This is a genomic window from Kitasatospora sp. NPDC056076 (assembly GCF_042266305.1).
Lineage (GTDB): Bacteria > Actinomycetota > Actinomycetes > Streptomycetales > Streptomycetaceae > Kitasatospora.
Map to the genome: position 1 here is coordinate 95499 of NZ_JBHJWG010000029.1, position 18777 is coordinate 114275.

Here is an 18777-nt window from a genome sequence, read left to right on the forward strand (position 1 = left end):
GCAAGATCGAGAAGGCCAAGGCCCCGAGCTCCCTCAAGGCCCAGAGCTCCGCCAAGGCCCAGAGCTCCCTCAAGGGGTTCAAGCACAGCAAGCCCGGGCTGTGGCTGTCCATCGGCACCAGCGCGTTCGGTGCGATCTCCGTGGTCAAGGACGTCCGCAAGGCGCGCGAGGAGAGCGACACCCTCAAGCTGGTCAACGCCCTGGTCGGCGCCGCCGCGCTGATCACCGGCACCGCCCTGCTGGTGCGCGAGCTGCGTCAGCTCGCCTCCGACGACGTGCTGCTGGGCTGAGTCGATCCGAGCGCCCCGGCCCGGCCCCGCGCGATGCGGCGGCCGGGCCCGTACCTCCCAAGCTTCAAGTGAGAAGGGACGCTGTGAGCGTCATGAACCTGGTCTCCTACGAGGACGCTCTCGCGTCGTACGACCCGGTGATGGGCCTTGAGGTCCACGTCGAGCTGGGTACCAAGACCAAGATGTTCTGCGGTTGCTCGACCGAGCTGGGCGCCGAGCCGAACAGCCAGACCTGCCCGACCTGCCTGGGCCTGCCGGGCTCGCTCCCGGTGGTCAACGCGATCGGCGTGGAGTCGGCCGTCAAGATCGGCCTCGCGCTGAACTGCGAGATCGCCGAGTGGTGCCGGTTCGCGCGGAAGAACTACTTCTACCCGGACATGCCCAAGAACTTCCAGACCTCGCAGTACGACGAGCCGATCGCCTTCAACGGCTACCTCGACGTGCAGCTGGAGGACGGCACGACCTTCCGGGTGGAGATCGAGCGCGCCCACATGGAGGAGGACACCGGCAAGTCCAGCCACGTCGGCGGCGCCACCGGTCGCATCCACGGGGCCACCCACTCGCTGCTCGACTACAACCGGGCCGGCATCCCGCTGATCGAGATCGTCACCAAGCCGATCGTCGGCGCCGGCGAGCGCGCCCCCGAGGTCGCCAAGGCCTACGTGGCCGAGCTGCGCGAGCTGATCAAGGCGCTGGGCGTCTCCGAGGCCCGGATGGACAAGGGCCAGATGCGCTGCGACGTCAACCTGTCGCTGCGCCCGAACGGCACCGAGACCTTCGGCACCCGCTCGGAGACCAAGAACGTCAACTCCCTGCGCAGCGTGGAGCGGGCCGCCCGGTTCGAGATCCAGCGGCACGCCACCGTGCTGACCGACGGCGGCACCATCGTCCAGGAGACCCGTCACTTCCACGAGGAGGACGGCTCCACCACCTCGGGCCGGATCAAGGACAACGCCGAGGACTACCGCTACTTCCCCGAGCCGGACCTGGTGCCGGTGGCCCCCGCCCGGGCGTGGGTCGAGGAGCTGCGGGCCGGGCTGCCGGAGCTGCCGCGGGTGCGCCGCGCCCGGCTGCAGGCCGAGTGGGGCCTGACCGACAAGGACATGCAGTCGGTGCTCAACGCCGGTGCGGTGGAGCCGATCCAGGAGACCATCGCGGCCGGCGCCCCCGCCGACCAGGCCCGCAAGTGGTGGATGGGCGAGCTGGCCCGTCGCGCCAACGAGACCGGCACCGAGCTGAGCGAGCAGCCGATCACCCCGGCGCAGGTCGCCCGGGTCACCGCGCTGGTCGCCGAGGGCAAGCTGAACGACAAGCTGGCCCGCCAGGTCATCGAGGCCGTGCTGGCCGGCGAGGGCGAGCCGGACGAGGTCGTCGAGAAGCGCGGCCTGGCCGTGGTCTCGGACGACTCCGCGCTGGGTGCCGCGGTCGACCAGGCCATCGCCGAGAACGAGGCGATCGCCGCCAAGATCCGCGACGGCAAGGTCGCCGCCGTGGGCGCGCTGGTCGGCGCGGTCATGAAGGCCACCCGTGGCCAGGCGGACGCGGCCCGGGTCAAGGACCTGATCCTGGAGCGGCTCGGCGTGGAAGGCCAGTAGGCACAGCCTGGAGAAGCTGGGCGTCTCGGCCTGAGTCACCTGAGAAGGCTCGGCGGCCTAGGCCGTCAAGCCCGCCTTCCTAAGGCGCCTAAGGCGTCTAAGGCCCCCTAAGTAAGGCCTAAGGCCCCGTCTCACCTACGTATCTAGGTGAGACGGGGCCTTAAACCTTTTCTGGCGCCGAATCTAAGGCACTCGGCCTTCGGAAGATGGGGCACGCTCCCGATGTGGCACCCCCCACTGGGGGAGGAAGCTCTTACATGTCAGGGAAACGAAGGCGAAACCCCAGGGGGAACCCGAAGTGATCGAGTACCAGCTCATCCAGCAGCACGCCCACGAGCTCGAAGCCCGCGCCGAGCACGAGCGTCTGGTCCGCGAGGCCAAGCAGGTCGCCCGGCTGCGCCGCCGTCCGGTGGCCGCCCGCTTCCAGCGTCGCCCCGTGCGTCAGACGGAATGCTGACGACCCGGCACCAGGACGGTGCCGATGCAGTTCCGGAGGGGGAGGCGCCGCGGGGGAGCGCCTTCCCCTCCGGGCGTTCGCCCCGCGAGATAACCCCTCTCACCAGTGGCTCCGGCTATGGCATGCTCGCCTCCATGCAGCAGATATCGGTGAGTCCCGTCTTCGTCGGCCGCGGCAGCGAGATCACCGAACTGACCGACGCGCTGCGCCGGGCGGGCACCGGCAGCCCGCAGGCCGTGCTGATCGGTGGCGAGGCCGGGATCGGCAAGACCCGGCTGCTGGAGGAGTTCCTCCAGCGGGCCGCCGACGGGGGAGCGGTCACCACGCTCGGCAGCTGTCTGGAGGTCGGCGCCGAGGGCCTGCCCTACGCGCCGCTCGCCGCCGCGCTGCGCCGGCTGCACCGCGCGCTGGGCGCCGAGTTCGAGGCGGCCGCGGCCGGCAGCGAGGGCCATCTCGCCCGGCTGCTCTCCGAGTTCGGCGAGGGGGACGGCGAACCCAACGACGAGTACGGCCGGGCCCGACTGTTCGAGCACACCGCAAGACTGTTCGAACGGTTCGGCGCGGAACGTACCCTCGTGTTCGCCGTGGAGGACCTGCACTGGTCCGACCGCTCCACCCGCGAACTGCTCGCCTTCCTGGTGCGCACCCTGCACCGCTCCCGGGTGCTGCTGGTCGCCACCTACCGCACCGACGACCTGCACCGCCGCCACCCGCTGCGCCCCTTCCTGGCCGAGCTGGAGCGGCTGCGCACCGTGCAGCGCCTGGAGCTGGAGCGCTTCGGCCGCCGCGAGGTCGCGGCCCAGCTGGCCGGCATCCTCGGCACCGGCGCCCCCGACCGCCAGCTGGTGGACCGGATCCTGCGCCGCTCGGAGGGGAACCCGTTCTTCGTCGAGGAGCTGGCCACGGCCTTCGAGGACGGCTGCGGCGCCGGCCTCACCGACTCGCTGCGCGACATCCTGCTGGTCCGGGTGGAGAGCCTGGACGAGGAGGCCCAGAAGGTGGTGCGGATCGCCGCCGAGGGCGGCTCGCACGTCGAACACGCCCTGCTGGCCGCCGTCCTGGCCGACGACGAGGAGGCGCTGATCGAGGCGCTGCGGGCGGCCGTCGGCGCCAACATCCTGCGTCCGGACAGCGAGGGCGAGGGCTACCGGTTCCGGCACGCGTTGGTCCGCGAGGCCGTCTCGGACGACCTGCTGCCCGGCGAACGGCACCGGATCAACCGCAAGTTCGCGCTCGCCGTGGAGGCCCGGCCGCAACTCGTCCCGGCCGACGCGCTGCCCGCCCGGCTGGCCAACTACTGGTACCACGCCCACGACCCGGCCCGGGCCCTGCCGACCGCCCTGGACGCCGCCCGCGCGGCCCGGCGCCGCAACGCCTTCGCCGAGCAACTCGGCATGCTGGAGCGGGGGTTGGAGCTGTGGGACCTGGTCTCCGAGGAGGTGCTGGCGCACACCCTGCGCCCGTACGACTGGGCCGAGACCTACCCGCCCGGCTCCTGCGACCACAGCCCCGCGGACGCGGACTGCGACCGGATCCAGCTGGTCGACGTGCTGGCCGAGGCGGTGGTCGCGGCCCGGCGCTGCGGTGACCGCGAGCGCGGGCTGAGTCTGGCCAAGCGCGGCATCCGGCTGGTCGACGAGGCCGAGCACCCGGTGCGCGCGGCCTGGTTCCGGATCAACCGGGCCCGGATGCTGGGCAACCTGCGCCGCTCCGGGGACGACGAGGAGATCACCCGCGCCCACCGGCTGGTGGAGCACCTGCCGCCGTCCGCGACCCAGGCCGAGGTGTTCGCCCTGGCCGCGGGCGTGGCGGTGGTCCGGGCGCCCCGCCTCGAACACCTCAAACTGGCCGAGCGGGCGATCGGGATCGCCCGGGAGGTCGGCGCCCACTCGGTCGAGGTGCACGCCCGGATGACCCTCGGCAGCCTGCGCTACGACCTGCTGGGCGACGCCGAGGGCGGGCTGGCCGAGCTGACGGCCGCGGTCGAGCGGGCCCGGGCGCTGGGCATCCCGGACCTCCTGCTGCGCGGCATCAACAACCTGGCCAGCATGCAGCGCGGACTGGGCCGGGCCGAGGAGGCCGTCCGACTGGCCCGGGAGGGGCTGGAGTTCGCGGACGGCAACGGGCTGCAGCGCAACATCGGAAACATCCTGACCGGCAACCTGGTCGAGGCGCTCGCCGACCTCGGGCAGGTGCGGGAGGCGGAGGAACTGCTCACCGCCAGCGAGCTGATCGGCCTGCCCGGCTCCCACGCGGAGTTCCTGGACCGGATGCGCGGCGACCTCGCCGTGCTGCGCGGGGACTTCGCGACCGCGGCGACCATGCTGGCGCAGGCCCGGTCGGCGAACCGTTTCGGCCAGGCGCAGCACAGCGTGCCGATCAGCCGCCTGGCGGTGCGGATCGCCGCGCACAACGGGCGGCCGCTGGACGCCCGGGCGGAACTGCTCGCCGCGCTCGCGGAGGACGGGCGGCTCGGTTACGAGTCCGACGTCTACCCGCTGCTGGTGGAGGCCGCCGGGGTGGAGGCGGACAGCCTGGGCGTGCCGGAGACCGGCGCGGGCCGGGCCGAGGCGCTGACCGCGATCGCCGCCGCGGCCACCCAGCTGCGGCCCCAGTCGCCGCTGCACCACGGCTGGGCCCGGCTGCTGGAGGCCGAGCTGGCCCGGGCCGCGGCCGCGGACACCACCGGGCAGTGGGCGGAGGCGGCCACCGAGCTGCGGTCGACCGGGCTGCCGTACCCGCTGGCGCTCGCGCTGCTGCGCGGCGCCGAGGCCCAGGTGCGGGCCGGGCGGCGCGAGGCCGCGACCGAACTGCTGCGCGAGGCGGGCGAACTGGCGACCGCCCGGGGCGACCGGCCGCTCGCGGCCCAGGTCACCGCACTGGCGGAGCGCGCGGGGCTCACCCTGGCCCCGGTGGAGCGCCCGGCCGCGGCGGCGGGACCGGCCCCGGCGGTCGGGGACTCCTTCGGGCTCACCCCCCGTGAGCGGGACGTGCTCCGGCTGCTCGCCCGGGGCTGGACCAACCGGCAGATCGCCGAGGAGCTGTACATCTCTCCGAAGACCGCAAGCGTGCACGTGTCCAACATCCTGGGAAAGCTGGAGGTCGGCGGCCGTGGCGAGGCCGCCGCGCTGGCCCACCGGCTGCGGCTGTTCCCCGACGACCCGGCCCCCTCGGGCCGGTGAACCCGCAGGTCGCCGACCGTGTCCGAACGGTCGGCGGCCGGGGCTGCCCGGGTGGCCGGGCGCCGTTGCGTGCTCCCGTGCGCGCCGCGTGAGCCCCTGCCCGCGCGCCGCCGCCAACCGGGCCGATCGGTCGGAATCGGGTGCCTTTCCCCGCTCTGTCGCCATTACTCTAAGTTGAGTGTGCGTGTCATTGAGTGACGGAATTGGTGTAGGGTCCCGACCGGGAGCATCGGTGCGGTGCGGTGGCCGGACGGCCGCCCACCCCCTGGGCCGCCGTCCCGACGGGGCGCCAGGCCACCGCGTACGGTCGAGAGGTGCGCGGCCGGTGGTCCGTGGCCGGGGCGCCAGGCCCCGGGCCGGAGGGGGAGAGGCCGAGTGAGCTCCACCGATACGGTGCTGCCCGGATCCGGACGACCGGGCGTGCCGCCCGCCGACACGTCCGCGCCCGAGCCGCCGGGGCCGGTCGGACGCGGCCCGCTGGGCCGGCTCCGGGAGAGCCGCTCGCTGCCCGGCCTGGTCCTCGGCGCGCTCTGCCTGGCCTATGCGCTGGGCGCCGCCACCAGCTGGGGATCCCCCCAACTCGCCTCCTTCATGGGCGACTTCGGGCTCGCCGCGGCGGCCCTCGCGGCCGCGCTGTCCTGCCTGGTGTACGGCTGCACGGTCGCCGGCCACGCCCGCCCGGCCTGGCTGCTGTTCGGCCTCTCCTCGCTCATGGTGGCCTTCGGCAACGGCACCTGGGGCTGGTACGAGGTGGTCGTGCGCACCGCGCTGCCGCAGAACTCGCTCGCCCCGTACGCCTTCCTGCTGTTCGCCCCGCTCGCCATCACCGGCGTGCTGGTGCTCGCCCAGCACCCGCGGACGGCGGCCGGCTGGCTGTGCCTGCTGCTCGACGGCTGGCTGATCGCCGGCTCGCTGTTCACCCTCAGCTGGAGCCTGGCGCTCGGCCGGATCGCGGCCGGCGAGGACGGCTCCCCGCTGCGGCTGGCCCTCAACCTGGCCTACCCGGTGCTGGACATCCTGCTGGTCAGCCTGGTGGTGGGACTGCGCTTCGGCGGCCGGGACGGCAACCGGGCGGCGGTGCACACCGCGATGATCGCGCTCGCCGTCACGGTCATCTGCGACGCCCTGTTCACCTCCCCGGAGCTGCACAGCAACTACCACTCCGGCGAACTGCTGGACGCCGGCTGGTTCTCCGGCAGCCTGCTGCTCGCGTGGGCGCCGTGGTCCTCGCGCTGGCGCCGCCCGCTGCGCGAGCACCCTTCGGCCGGCGGCCTGCCGCGCCGCCGGGTGGCCACCACCTTCAGTGCGCTCACGCCCTACGCGGCGGCCGCGGTGTGCACCGCCGGAATCCTCTACAACGCCCTCGGCGGACGGCAGTTGGACCGCGTGGTGGCCGCGGCCGCGTGCACCGTCGGGCTGGCACTGATCCTCAGGCAAGGCGTCATGCTGCTCGACAACCTCTCGCTGGCCCAGGAACTCGCCCACAAGGAGTCGCACTTCCGCTCCCTGGTGCAGGGGTCCAGCGACGTCATCATGATCGCCGGGGCCAACGGCGTGCTCTCGTACGTCTCCCCGGCGGCGCTCGGCGTCTACGGGCGGGACCCGGAGGAACTGGTCGGCGGCAACCTGCTGGACCTGGTCCACCCCGAGGACGTGGACCGGGTGCTCGCCGAGGTCCGCCGCTACCTCGCGCGGGTGCGGCTGGCCGCCCACCGCACCCCGGGCACGGTCGAGCCCTCGGCCCGGGTGGAGTGCCGGATCAGCTCCGGGATCGGGGAGTGGCTGCACGTCGAGTCGACCGTCAGCCGGCACCGCGACGGGCTGCTGCTGAACAGCCGGGACGTCACCGAACGCGTCATGCTCCAGGCCCAGTTGCAGCACAACGCCTTCCACGATCCGCTCACCGACCTGCCCAACCGGGCGCTGTTCGCCCAGCGGCTGCGCGGCGCCCTCGGCACCCGCGGCCAGCAGGGCGGGACGGGCGCCGGCATCGCGGTGCTCTTCCTCGACCTGGACGGCTTCAAGGCGGTCAACGACACCGCCGGCCACCAGGTCGGGGACGAGCTGCTGGTGCAGGCGGCCCGCCGGCTGCAGGGCGCCGTCCGCTGCGGGGACACCGTGGCCCGGTTCGGCGGCGACGAGTTCGCCGCGCTGGTCTGCGGCCCGCTCGGCCGGCTCCAGGTCCAGGAGCTGGCCGAGCGGCTGCGGCTCGCGCTCTCCGAGCCGTACTGGATCGGCGGCGTCGAGCTCGGCGTCGCCGCCAGCATCGGCATCGCCTTCGGCACCCCCGAACGCGGCCCGGCCGCCGACCCCAGGGCCGCCGCCGACGAGCTGATGCGCAACGCCGACCTGGCGATGTACCGGGCCAAGTCCGAGGGCAAGGGCCGGGTGGTGCTCTACGCCCCCGCGATGCGGGCCGACCTGGAGCGCCGCACCGAGCTGGAGGAACGGCTGCGGGTCGCCGTCCGGGAGGGCGGCTTCACCCTGCTCCACCAGCCCGTGGTGGACCTCACCAGCGGCGCGGTGACCGCCGTCGAGGCCCAGGCCCGCTGGCGCTCGGCGGGCGGGCTGCTGCTCACCCCGGCCGAGTTCATGCGCTCGGCCGAGCACGGCGACGCGGCCACCCGGTTCTCCCGCTGGCTGGTGCACGAGGCGGTGGCGGCCGCGGCCGACCGCCGCGACCCGGCCGGCCGGCGCCCCGGCGCCCCGGCGCCCGTCCCGGTGGCCGTCCGGCTCTCGATCGAGCGGCTCTGCTCGCCCGGCCTGTACGAGACGGTGGCCGCGGCGCTGCGCGACAGCGGGCTGCCGGCCGGCGAGCTGGTGATCGAGGTGGCCCGGATGGGCCCGGACCCGCTCGCGGACGAGCTCGGCCGCCGGCTGGCCGCGCTGCGCAGACTCGGCGTCTCCACCTGGCTGGCCGGCTACGGCGCGGGCAGCGGCTCGCTGGGGGCGCTCGCCCGACTGCCGCTGGACGGGCTCAAGCTGGACCGCACGCTGGTCCAGGACCTGGGCGAGTCCGGGCTCAGCCGCACCCTGGCCGGGCACGCCCTGCGGCTCGGCCGGGACCTCGGGATGGCCACCGCCGCCGAGGGGGTGGACCTGCCCCGGCAGGTCGCCGCCCTCCAGGAGCTGGGCTGCCGGTTCGGCCAGGGCTCGGCCTTCGCCCCGCCGCTGGACGAGACCCGGCTGCGCCGGGCGCTGGCCCGCCGCGGCTACCCGCTGCCCAAGCCGCTCGGCACGCTCTCCGCCCGCCGCGGCTACCTGGCCGCGGACACCCGGACGAGTGGCCGCCCGGACGCCCAGGGGGGCCGTGCCGTACCCCACCACGGGGCCCCCGACCTGCCCGAACACCGGGCCGTGACCGGTCCGGGAGCCGGTCCGCATGGCGAGACGGTCATCCCACCTGCTTGACACGCCACCCCGGACGGGAGGAAGGTCGTTGCCATGCGCACCCGAATTCTCGTACTTGGCGGGCGCGTCGGCTGAGTGGGCTCGCAAGCCCCGCTCGTGACAGACCGACGCGCCACCCCTCGCATGCCCTTGGGCACGAGGGGTTTTTTGTTGCACTGACGCTGTTCCAACCGCAAGACCCCTGGCCCCGACCGCCCCGAGACGTCCGACTCGTCGGAATCGGCGGGACGATTGAGGCAGAGCCGGCGATCGGCCCGGACCGGGACCCCACCCTCGCAGCACCGGGGCCCGCAGCACCGGGCCGGCAAAACCCGAGAAGAGACAGGCAGATGACCGAGCACGCCGCATCCCCCCGCCGCGGGGACACCCCGGCCGCCCAGGCTCCCCAGCACGTCGCCGAGACCATGACCGGCGCCCAGTCGCTCATCCGCTCGCTCGAGGCCGTGGGTGCCGACACCGTCTTCGGCATCCCGGGCGGGGCCATCCTCCCCGCGTACGACCCGCTGATGGACTCGGTCAAGGTGCGCCACATCCTGGTCCGGCACGAGCAGGGTGCCGGTCACGCCGCCACCGGGTACGCCCAGGCCACCGGCCGGGTCGGGGTCTGCATGGCCACCTCCGGCCCCGGTGCCACCAACCTGGTCACCCCGATCGCCGACGCGTACATGGACTCCGTGCCGATCGTCGCGATCACCGGCCAGGTCGCCTCCAAGGCGATCGGCACCGACGCCTTCCAGGAGGCGGACATCTGCGGCATCACGATGCCGATCACCAAGCACAACTACCTGGTCACCGACCCGGCCGAGATCCCCCGGGTGATCGCCGAGGCCTTCCACATCGCCGCCACCGGCCGCCCCGGCCCGGTCCTGGTCGACATCGCCAAGGACGCCCTCCAGGCCACCACCACCTTCCGCTGGCCGGTCGAGACCGCCCTGCCCGGCTACCGCCCGGTCACCAAGCCGCACGCCAAGCAGATCCGCGAGGCCGCGAAGCTGCTGGTCGGCAGCAAGCGCCCGGTGCTCTACGTCGGCGGCGGCGTGCTCAAGGCGAACGCCACCGCCGAGCTGCGGATCCTCGCCGAGCTGACCGGCGCCCCGGTCGTCACCACCCTGATGGCGCTCGGCGCCTTCCCGGACAGCCACCCCCAGCACCTGGGCATGCCCGGCATGCACGGCTCCGTCCCGGCCGTCACCGCGCTGCAGAAGTCGGACCTGCTGTTCACCCTCGGCGCCCGCTTCGACGACCGGGTCACCGGCAAGCTGGACAGCTTCGCCCCGTACGCCAAGATCGTGCACGCGGACATCGACCCGGCCGAGATCGGCAAGAACCGCCCGGCGGACGTGCCGATCGTCGGCGACGCCCGCGAGGTGCTGGCCGACCTGATCGTCGCCGTCCAGGCCGAGTTCGACGCCGGCCACAAGGGCGACTACGCCGAGTGGTGGGAGAAGCTCGACGAGTGGAAGAAGACCTACCCGCTGGGCTTCGAGCCGGCCCCGGACGGCCAGCTCTCCCCGCAGCAGGTCATCGAGCGGATCGGCCAACTGGTCGGCCCGGAGGCGATCTACGCGGCGGGCGTCGGCCAGCACCAGATGTGGAGCTCGCAGTACATCCGCTTCGAGAAGCCCGGCACCTGGCTCAACTCCGGCGGCGCCGGCACCATGGGCTACGCCGTCCCGGCGGCGATGGGCGCCAAGGCGGGCCGCCCGGAGTCCGCGGTCTGGGCCATCGACGGCGACGGCTGCTTCCAGATGACCAACCAGGAGCTGGTCACCTGCGCCCTGAACGACATCCCGATCAAGGTCGCGGTCATCAACAACGGCTCGCTGGGCATGGTCCGGCAGTGGCAGACGCTGTTCTACAACCAGCGCTACTCCAACACCGTGCTGCACTCCGGCCCGGAGCACGACGGCATCGCGCCGCCGGCCCAGGGCACCCGGATCCCCGACTTCGTCCTGCTGTCCGAGGCGATGGGCTGCGTCGGCCTGCGCTGCGAGCGCCCCGAGGACCTGGACGCGGTCATCCGGCAGGCGATGGAGATCAACGACCGCCCGGTGGTCATCGACTTCATCGTCCACCAGGACGCGATGGTGTGGCCGATGGTCGCGGCCGGCACCAGCAATGACGAGATCCAGTTCGCCAAGGGCGTCCGGCCCGACTTCGGCGACGACCTCGACTGACGGCCCCAGACACCCCGGAACGACTGAGGAACCACATGTCCAAGCACACCCTCTCCGTCCTGGTCGAGAACAAGCCCGGCGTGCTCGCCCGCATCGCCGCGCTGTTCTCCCGTCGGGGCTTCAACATCGACTCCCTCGCCGTCGGCCCGACCGAGCACCCGGACGTGTCCCGGATGACGATCGTGGTCAACGTCGAGGACCTCCCGCTGGAACAGGTCACCAAGCAGCTCAACAAGCTCGTGAACGTGATAAAGATCGTCGAACTCGACCAGGCCGCTGCGATCCAGCGGGAACTGGTCCTGGTGAAGGTCCGCGCCGACAACGAGACCCGGTCGCAGATCGTCGAGATCGTCCAGCTGTTCCGTGCCAAGACCGTCGACGTGTCGCCGGAAGCGGTGACCATCGAGGCCACCGGCAGCTCGGACAAGCTGGAGGCCATGCTCCGGATGCTGGAGCCTTACGGCATCAAGGAGTTGGTCCAGTCCGGCCTGGTCGCCATCGGCCGCGGCGCGCGTTCCATCACGGACCGCTCGCTGCGCGCCCTCGACCGCAGCGCCTGACCCCAGCGCTGTCTCACCTTCTGAAGTAAACGACCGCACCGCGCCGGGTGCGCATACGGTAGGAAACCGCGTACCCGGCACCAACACGCAAGGAGATGTGCCCCCGTGGCCGAGCTGTTCTACGAAGACGACGCCGACCTGTCCATCATCCAGGGCCGCAAGGTCGCGGTCATCGGCTACGGCAGCCAGGGCCACGCCCACGCGCTGTCCCTGCGCGACTCCGGCGCCGACGTCCGGGTCGGCCTCAAGCCGGAGTCCAAGTCCCGCGCCAAGGCCGAGGAGGCCGGCCTGCGCGTGGTCACCCCCGCCGAGGCCGCGGCCGAGGCCGACGTCATCATGATCCTGGTGCCGGACCCGATCCAGGCCGACGTCTACGAGGCCGACATCGCGCCGCACCTGAAGGCGGGCGACGCCCTGTTCTTCGGGCACGGCCTGAACATCCGCTTCGGTTTCATCAAGCCCCCGGCGGACGTCGACGTCTGCATGGTCGCCCCGAAGGGCCCGGGCCACCTGGTCCGCCGCCAGTACGAGGAGGGCCGCGGCGTCCCCGCGATCGTCGCGGTCGAGCAGGACGCCTCGGGCAAGGCCTTCGACCTCGCGCTGTCCTACGCCAAGGGCCTGGGCGCCACCAAGGCCGGCGTCATCAAGACCACCTTCACCGAGGAGACCGAGACCGACCTGTTCGGTGAGCAGGCCGTCCTCTGCGGTGGCACCGCCGCCCTGGTGAAGGCCGGGTTCGAGACCCTGGTCGAGGCCGGCTACCAGCCGGAGATCGCCTACTTCGAGTGCCTGCACGAGCTCAAGCTGATCGTCGACCTGATGTACGAGGGCGGCCTGGAGAAGATGCGCTGGTCGGTCTCCGAGACCGCCGAGTGGGGCGACTACGTCACCGGCCCGCGCATCATCACCGCCGACACCAAGGCCGAGATGAAGAAGGTCCTGGCCGAGATCCAGGACGGCACCTTCGCCAAGACCTGGATCGCCGAGTACAAGGCGGGTCTGCCCAAGTACAACGAGTACAAGAAGGCCGACGAGGACCACCTGCTGGAGACCACCGGCAAGAAGCTGCGCTCGCTGATGAGCTGGGTCAACGAGAAGGCCTGAGCCTTTTCGTCCCGTATTTTGTAACTTCCTTGTACAAGTAGGCTGCTCTCGTCCGGGTGATTTCGCCGGACGGGAGCAGCCTGGTACCCAGCCCGTCGATACACTCCCGAGTGCGCGTCAGGCCCACAGCGTCGTGCGTCTACCTACGCGGCCATGCCACCTTCCCCGCCCTCACACGCCACCTACGTGCGCCGGGGAACCGGACAGTTAAGGACAACACTGTCGTGAGCACTGTGACCTCCAAGAGCGCCGTCGTACTGATCGCCGAAGAGCTGTCGCCCGCCACCGTCGACGCCCTCGGCCCCGACTTCGAGATCCGCCACTGCAACGGCGCCGACCGCACCGAGCTGCTCACCGCGATCGCCGACGTGGACGCGATCCTGATCCGCTCCGCCACCAAGGTCGACGCCGAGGCGCTGGCCGTCGCCCGCAAGCTCAAGGTGGTCGCCCGGGCCGGCGTCGGCCTGGACAACGTGGACGTGGCCGCCGCCACCAAGGCCGGCGTGATGGTCGTGAACGCGCCGACCTCCAACATCGTCACCGCCGCCGAGCTCGCCTGCGGCCTGCTGATCTCCGTCGCCCGCAACATCGCCCCGGCCAACGCGGCGCTCAAGCAGGGCGAGTGGAAGCGCAACAAGTACACCGGCGTCGAGCTGAGCGAGAAGACCCTCGGCGTGGTCGGCCTCGGCCGGATCGGTGTCCTGGTCGCCCAGCGGATGTCCGCGTTCGGGATGAAGATCGTCGCGTACGACCCCTACATCCAGGCCGCCCGGGCCGCCCAGATGGGCGTCAAGCTGGTCTCGCTGGAGGAGCTGCTGGAGGTCTCGGACTTCATCACCGTCCACCTCCCCAAGACCCCCGAGACGATCGGCCTGATCGGCGACGAGGCGCTGCACAAGGTCAAGCCGAGCGTGCGCATCGTCAACGCCGCCCGCGGCGGCATCGTGGACGAGGAGGCGCTCGCCGCCGCCCTGCGCGAGGGCCGGGTGGCCGGCGCGGGCCTGGACGTCTACGCCAAGGAGCCGTGCACCGACTCCCCGCTGTTCGCCTTCGACAACGTGGTCGCCACCCCGCACCTGGGCGCCTCCACCGACGAGGCGCAGGAGAAGGCCGGCATCGCGGTCGCCAGGTCGGTGCGCCTGGCGCTGGCCGGCGAGCTGGTACCGGACGCCGTCAACGTCCAGGGCGGCGTGATCGCCGAGGACGTGCGCCCGGGCCTGCCGCTGGCCGAGAAGCTCGGCCGGATCTTCACCGCGCTGGCCGGCGAGGTGGCCGTCCGGCTGGACGTCGAGGTCCGCGGCGAGATCACCCAGCACGACGTGAAGGTGCTCGAACTGTCCGCGCTCAAGGGCGTGTTCGAGGACGTCGTGGCGGAGACGGTGTCCTACGTCAACGCCCCGCTGTTCGCCCAGGAGCGCGGCGTCGAGGTCCGCCTGACCACCTCCAGCGAGAGCGCCGAGCACCGCAACGTGATCACCGTGCGCGGCACGCTCGGCAACGGCGAGGAGATCGCCATCTCCGGCACGCTGGCCGGCCCCAAGCAGGCCCAGAAGATCGTCGGCGTGGACACCTTCGACGTCGACGTGGCGCTCACCGACCACATGGCCTTCTTCAAGTACGAGGACCGCCCCGGCGTGGTCGGCGTGCTCGGCCGCCACCTCGGTGACGCGGGCATCAACATCGCGGGCATGCAGGTCGCCCGGGACGGCGGCAGCGCGCTCGCCTCGATCACCGTCGACAGCGAGATCCCGCAGGACGTGCTGACGGCGATCGCCGCCGAGATCGGCGCCCGCTTCGCGCGCTCGGTCGACCTGGGCTGACCCCCGCATCGGCCTGACCAGGGCCCGGACCGCCGTTCCAACGGCGGTCCGGGCCCTGGTGCGTTCCCCCGGGTGACAGCCGTCTCAGATACTAGGAAATCCAAGTATTCGTGCAGACACGGCCGGGGCGGGGTCGTACCGTGGAAGGGCCATACGGTGTGCCGCCCCTGTAGCCAGGGTGTGCGGCCCGTGTGCGCGTGCGCCCCCACGGGCAGGCGACCCCTGCCCCCGCGCGTACCTCTCCCACCCCCTGCCGCGCTTGCCCGCGCGCCGCTTCCAAGGAGCCCGGTATGCCCACCACCGCCGACCGCCACGCCACCCCCGCCCCCGCCGCCACCCCCGTCCGCGCCCCGCGCCGCCGCCGGGCCACCGAGCGGAACCCCTTCGCCGCCGCCGCGCTGCAGCGTTCGCTGGACCGCCGGGACAACGGCGGCGCCACCGGGCACAGCTGAGCGCGGCCGCGGCCGGCCGGTGCCGCCGGTCGGTGCCACCGACCGGACCGCCGATCGGCGTTGATCGGCCTACTGGGCCGACCGGGCTGACGCCGCGTCACTCCATCGGGTGCGAACCGGACCCGTTCGAGGGAAGGCGCTCGCGCCCGTCATCGCGATCATCCTAATTTGGGGCCCCCGGAAGGGTGATCGACGTCCGCGTGGGCGGGCGTCTGCGACACGGCGTGCGGATCAGTCCCCCTCCCGGGGGAGAGCCACCAGTGCGTCTGCCACCCGTCCGCCGACCGGTCGCCCGGATCGGCCTCACCCTGGTCCTGCTGGCCGCCGGAGCGGCGCTCGCCGCCACCCCGGCCGCGGGCGGACCGCCCAGCGCCGGACCACCCAGCGCCGGACCACCGGGCCGGACGGCCTCCGTCCTGCTCGAACTCGACACCGAGGCGGCCGGACCGGCCTGGCGCAGCGCCGCCGACGGCGCCCGGCGGGCCCGGCGCTCGCCGGACGCCGTCCGCCGGGAGGCCGCCCGGGCGGGCGCCGCCCAGCGCTCCCGGGCCGGGGACGCGCTCGACCGGCTGGCCGGGGCCGTCCACCGGTCGGCGCCCGCCGCCCGCGAGCTCTACCGCACCCGCACCCTGCTCACCGGCCTGGCGGTCAGCCTCCCCGCCGACCGGCTGCCCGCCCTGCGGGCGCTGCCCGGCGTCCGGGCCGTCCACCCGATCGTGAACAAGCAGCGCGACAACGCCTACTCCGTCCCGCTGACCGGAGCCCCCCAGGTCTGGTCCGGCGACACCGCGCCGGACGGGAACACCGGCCGGGGCGTACGGATCGGCATCATCGACAGCGGCATCGACTACACCCACGCCGACTTCGGCGGCCCCGGCACCGAGGAGGCCTTCCGCTCCGTCGAGCGCGGCAAGCCCGCCCCGGCCGCGCTGTTCCCCAACGCCAAGGTGGTCGGCGGCAAGGACCTGGTCGGCGACGACTACAACCCCGACCCGGCCGCCCCCAACCACCAGCCGGTGCCGCACCCCAGCGACAACCCGCTGGACTGCGTGCGCAACGGGCACGGCACCCACGTCGCCGGGACGGCCGCCGGGTACGGCGTCACCGCCGACGGCCACCCGTACGCCGGTCCGTACCGGCCCGGGCTCGACCCGGCCTCGTTCCGGATCGGCCCCGGCGCCGCCCCCGGCGCGCAGCTCTACGCGATCCGGGTGTTCGGCTGCGACGGCTCCACCGACCGGCTCGCCCAGGCCCTCGACGTGGCCGCCGACCCGAACGGCGACGGCGACCTCGGCGACCGGCTCGACGTGGTCAACCTGTCGCTCGGCAGCCGCTTCGGTAGCCCCGACGACGCCGACGCGCTGGCCGTCGACCGGCTCGCCGAACTGGGCACCGTGGTGGTCGCGGCGGCCGGCAACGAGGGCGACGTGTACGGCATCGGCGGCAGCCCCGGCACGGCCGTGCGGGCGGTCACCGTCGCCGCCTCCGTGCACGGGCACGCCGACGTGGACGGCATCACCGTGCTCGCCCCCGCCGCGCAGGCCGGGGTCGTCCCCGGCCACTGGAGCGAGCGCTACCAGGGCTGGAGCACCACCGAGGTGACCGGCGGGCTCGCCGTGCCCGCCGACCAGGCGGACGGCTGCACCGAGTTCAGCGCGGCCGACCAGCAGCGCCTCAAGGGCCGGATCGCGGTGCTCACCTGGAACACCCGCGACCCCGACCGGGCCTGCAACTCCGGCCCGCGGGCCGACCACGCCGCCGACGCCGGGGCGATCGGCGCGCTCTACGCCGCCGACAGCGACCACCTGGCCGAGATCTCCGGCAACGACCGGATCCCGGCCGTCCTGCTCGGCCGCGCGGACGGCGAACGGCTGGTGAAGGCCGCCGCCGACGGCGACGTCCGGGTCCGGCTCGCCGCGCCCGGCAATCCGCTGCACGGCTCCGTCGCGCGGAACCAGCCGGCCCGGGTCGACACCCTCACCGACTTCACCTCCCGGGGCATCGGCCTGCCCGGCGTGGTCAAGCCCGACCTCGCCGCCCCCGGGGAGACCATCTGGTCCGCCCTGGTCGGCAGCGGCACCGGCGGCCAGCGCGAGAACGGCACCTCGATGGCCACCCCGCACGTCGCCGGACTGGCCGCGCTGGTCCGCGCCGCCCACCCGGACTGGCCGGTCGAGCAGGTCAAGGCCGCCCTGATGAACACCAGCACGGACACCTACCTCGGCGACGACCACAGCGGGCCGGTCTACGGCCCCGAGCGCACCGGCGCCGGGCGGGCCCGGGTCGACGGAGCGGTCCGCACCCCGGTGGTGGCCTACGCGGCGGGGGAGGGCGCGGCGCCGGGCGGCGTCGGGGTCTCCTACGGGCCGGTCGAGGTCGGCGGGCCGACCGCCCTGGTCCGCGAGATCGAGCTGGCCAACCACGCGTCCGTGCCGCTGAGTTACCGCACCGGCTACGCGGCCGCCACCGAACTGCCGGGCGCCGCCTTCGAGGTGAGCCCGGCGCGGGTGGAGGTGCCGGCCGGCGGCACCGCGCGGGTGCGGGTCACGCTGTCCGTCCCGGGGCGGCTGGGGCGCGCGCCCGATCCGACCATCGACACCGAGCAGGGCGGCCGGGCCCGCAGCTACCGGGGCGAGCTGTCCGGCCGTGTGCTGCTCAGCCCGGTCACCGACGGGGCCCTGCCGCAGCTGCGGGTCCCGGTGTTCGCCGCCCCGCGCCCTACCGGCGACCTCGGCGTCACCGCCTCCGCCCGGACCCCCCGGGACGGCACCCTGGTCACCCTCGGCGGCAGCGCCGCGCCGGGCGCGGCGCCCGGACTGGTCAGCGCCTTCGCCCTCGGCGGCGAGGGCGCCCGCTGGCCGGACTGCCGACCCGGCGACGGCAAGGCCGTCGGCCCCGGCGCGGGCGTCCGGCCCGAGGACGCCGGGGAGTCGGCCGAGCCGCCCCAGGAACTCTGCGTCGAACACCCCGGCGACCGGGTCGCGGACCTGCGGGCCGTCGGCGCGGCCGCCGACTCCGACCTGCTGTACGTGGGAGCCCGGCTGTGGGCCCCCGCGGCCACCCCGGTCGGGCTGTACGGGGTGCGGGTGTCGCTGGACACCGACGGGGACGGCGTCACCGACGTGATCCTCAAGGCCGACCGGCTGCGCGGCAGCGACGTCCTGGTCTCCCGGGCCCTGGACGCCCGCACCGGCGCCGAACTCGACGTCCAGCCGCTGAACGCCCGCTGGGGCGACACCGACACCGAGCTGCTGGACAGCGACGTGGTGGTGCTCCCGGTCCGGCTGGGCGCCCTGCCCGGCGTCGGGCCCGGCCACAGCACCGTCCGGTACGGGGTCTGGACCGGCGTGGCCGCCTCCGGCACGCCCGACCCGGCCGACTCCTTCTCCTCGATCGGCCTGCGCGGCACCCGTCCGACCGTCCCGCTGGACGTCCTGCACCCGGCCCTCACCGTGCGGTCCGGCCTCGCCGGTCCGGTCGCGATGGTCACCCCGGCGGGCCCCGGCACCTTCCTCGACGTGCACCGCGCGCCCGGCGACGGCTCCCGGCTCCTGCTGCTCTACCACCTCAACCCGGCGGACCGCCGGGCCCAGGTGCTCGACCTGCCGTGACCTGACGCCAGGGCCCGAGGGGCGGGGCGGCGGGCCCCCCCCCGGGCGGCCCCCCGGCCGGGGGGGGGGGGCCCCCCGCCGTGGGGTGCGGCGCCCCTGGAACCGGCCTGTCCAGTGT

Annotated in this window: 11 protein-coding genes; all 11 read left to right on the plus strand. The window is 73.8% G+C overall.

Annotation, left to right across the window (positions count from 1 at the left end; translation table 11 throughout):
• Positions 1-5 precede the first annotated feature (5 nt).
• Entirely contained in the window at positions 6-290 is a 285-nt protein-coding gene (locus ACFC1T_RS23685) for a hypothetical protein (protein ID WP_375891558.1), read from the plus strand.
• A gap of 83 nt (positions 291-373) precedes the next feature.
• On the plus strand, positions 374-1885 hold the full coding sequence (gene gatB / locus ACFC1T_RS23690; protein ID WP_375891548.1) for an Asp-tRNA(Asn)/Glu-tRNA(Gln) amidotransferase subunit GatB: 1512 nt from the start codon (positions 374-376) through the stop codon (positions 1883-1885).
• Between the two features lie 298 nt (positions 1886-2183).
• Positions 2184-2342 (plus strand): hypothetical protein, encoded by a 159-nt coding sequence (locus ACFC1T_RS23695; protein WP_375891549.1) that lies wholly within the window; start codon positions 2184-2186, stop codon positions 2340-2342.
• A gap of 134 nt (positions 2343-2476) precedes the next feature.
• Positions 2477-5524, plus strand: a complete 3048-nt coding sequence (locus ACFC1T_RS23700; RefSeq protein WP_375891550.1) for a helix-turn-helix transcriptional regulator — start codon at positions 2477-2479, stop codon at positions 5522-5524.
• Positions 5525-6001: 477 nt separating this feature from the next.
• Entirely contained in the window at positions 6002-8935 is a 2934-nt protein-coding gene (locus ACFC1T_RS23705; RefSeq protein ID WP_375891559.1) for a putative bifunctional diguanylate cyclase/phosphodiesterase, read from the plus strand.
• A gap of 329 nt (positions 8936-9264) precedes the next feature.
• A complete protein-coding gene (locus tag ACFC1T_RS23710) occupies positions 9265-11112 on the plus strand; it encodes an acetolactate synthase large subunit (protein ID WP_375891551.1) in 1848 nt (615 codons plus the stop codon).
• A 35-nt stretch (positions 11113-11147) separates the two neighbouring features.
• Complete coding sequence (gene ilvN, locus ACFC1T_RS23715) at positions 11148-11672, plus strand: acetolactate synthase small subunit (protein WP_097236150.1); 525 nt, start codon at positions 11148-11150, stop codon at positions 11670-11672.
• A 105-nt stretch (positions 11673-11777) separates the two neighbouring features.
• Complete coding sequence (gene ilvC / locus ACFC1T_RS23720; protein ID WP_375891552.1) at positions 11778-12776, plus strand: ketol-acid reductoisomerase; 999 nt, start codon at positions 11778-11780, stop codon at positions 12774-12776.
• Positions 12777-13009: 233 nt separating this feature from the next.
• On the plus strand, positions 13010-14596 hold the full coding sequence (serA, locus tag ACFC1T_RS23725) for a phosphoglycerate dehydrogenase (RefSeq protein WP_375891560.1): 1587 nt from the start codon (positions 13010-13012) through the stop codon (positions 14594-14596).
• A 290-nt stretch (positions 14597-14886) separates the two neighbouring features.
• Positions 14887-15048, plus strand: a complete 162-nt coding sequence (locus ACFC1T_RS23730) for a hypothetical protein (RefSeq protein ID WP_350504273.1) — start codon at positions 14887-14889, stop codon at positions 15046-15048.
• A gap of 260 nt (positions 15049-15308) precedes the next feature.
• The gene (locus ACFC1T_RS23735) at positions 15309-18659 is read left to right on the plus strand and encodes a S8 family serine peptidase (RefSeq protein WP_375891553.1); all 3351 of its coding nucleotides are present in this window, start codon (positions 15309-15311) and stop codon (positions 18657-18659) included.
• Positions 18660-18777 lie beyond the last annotated feature (118 nt).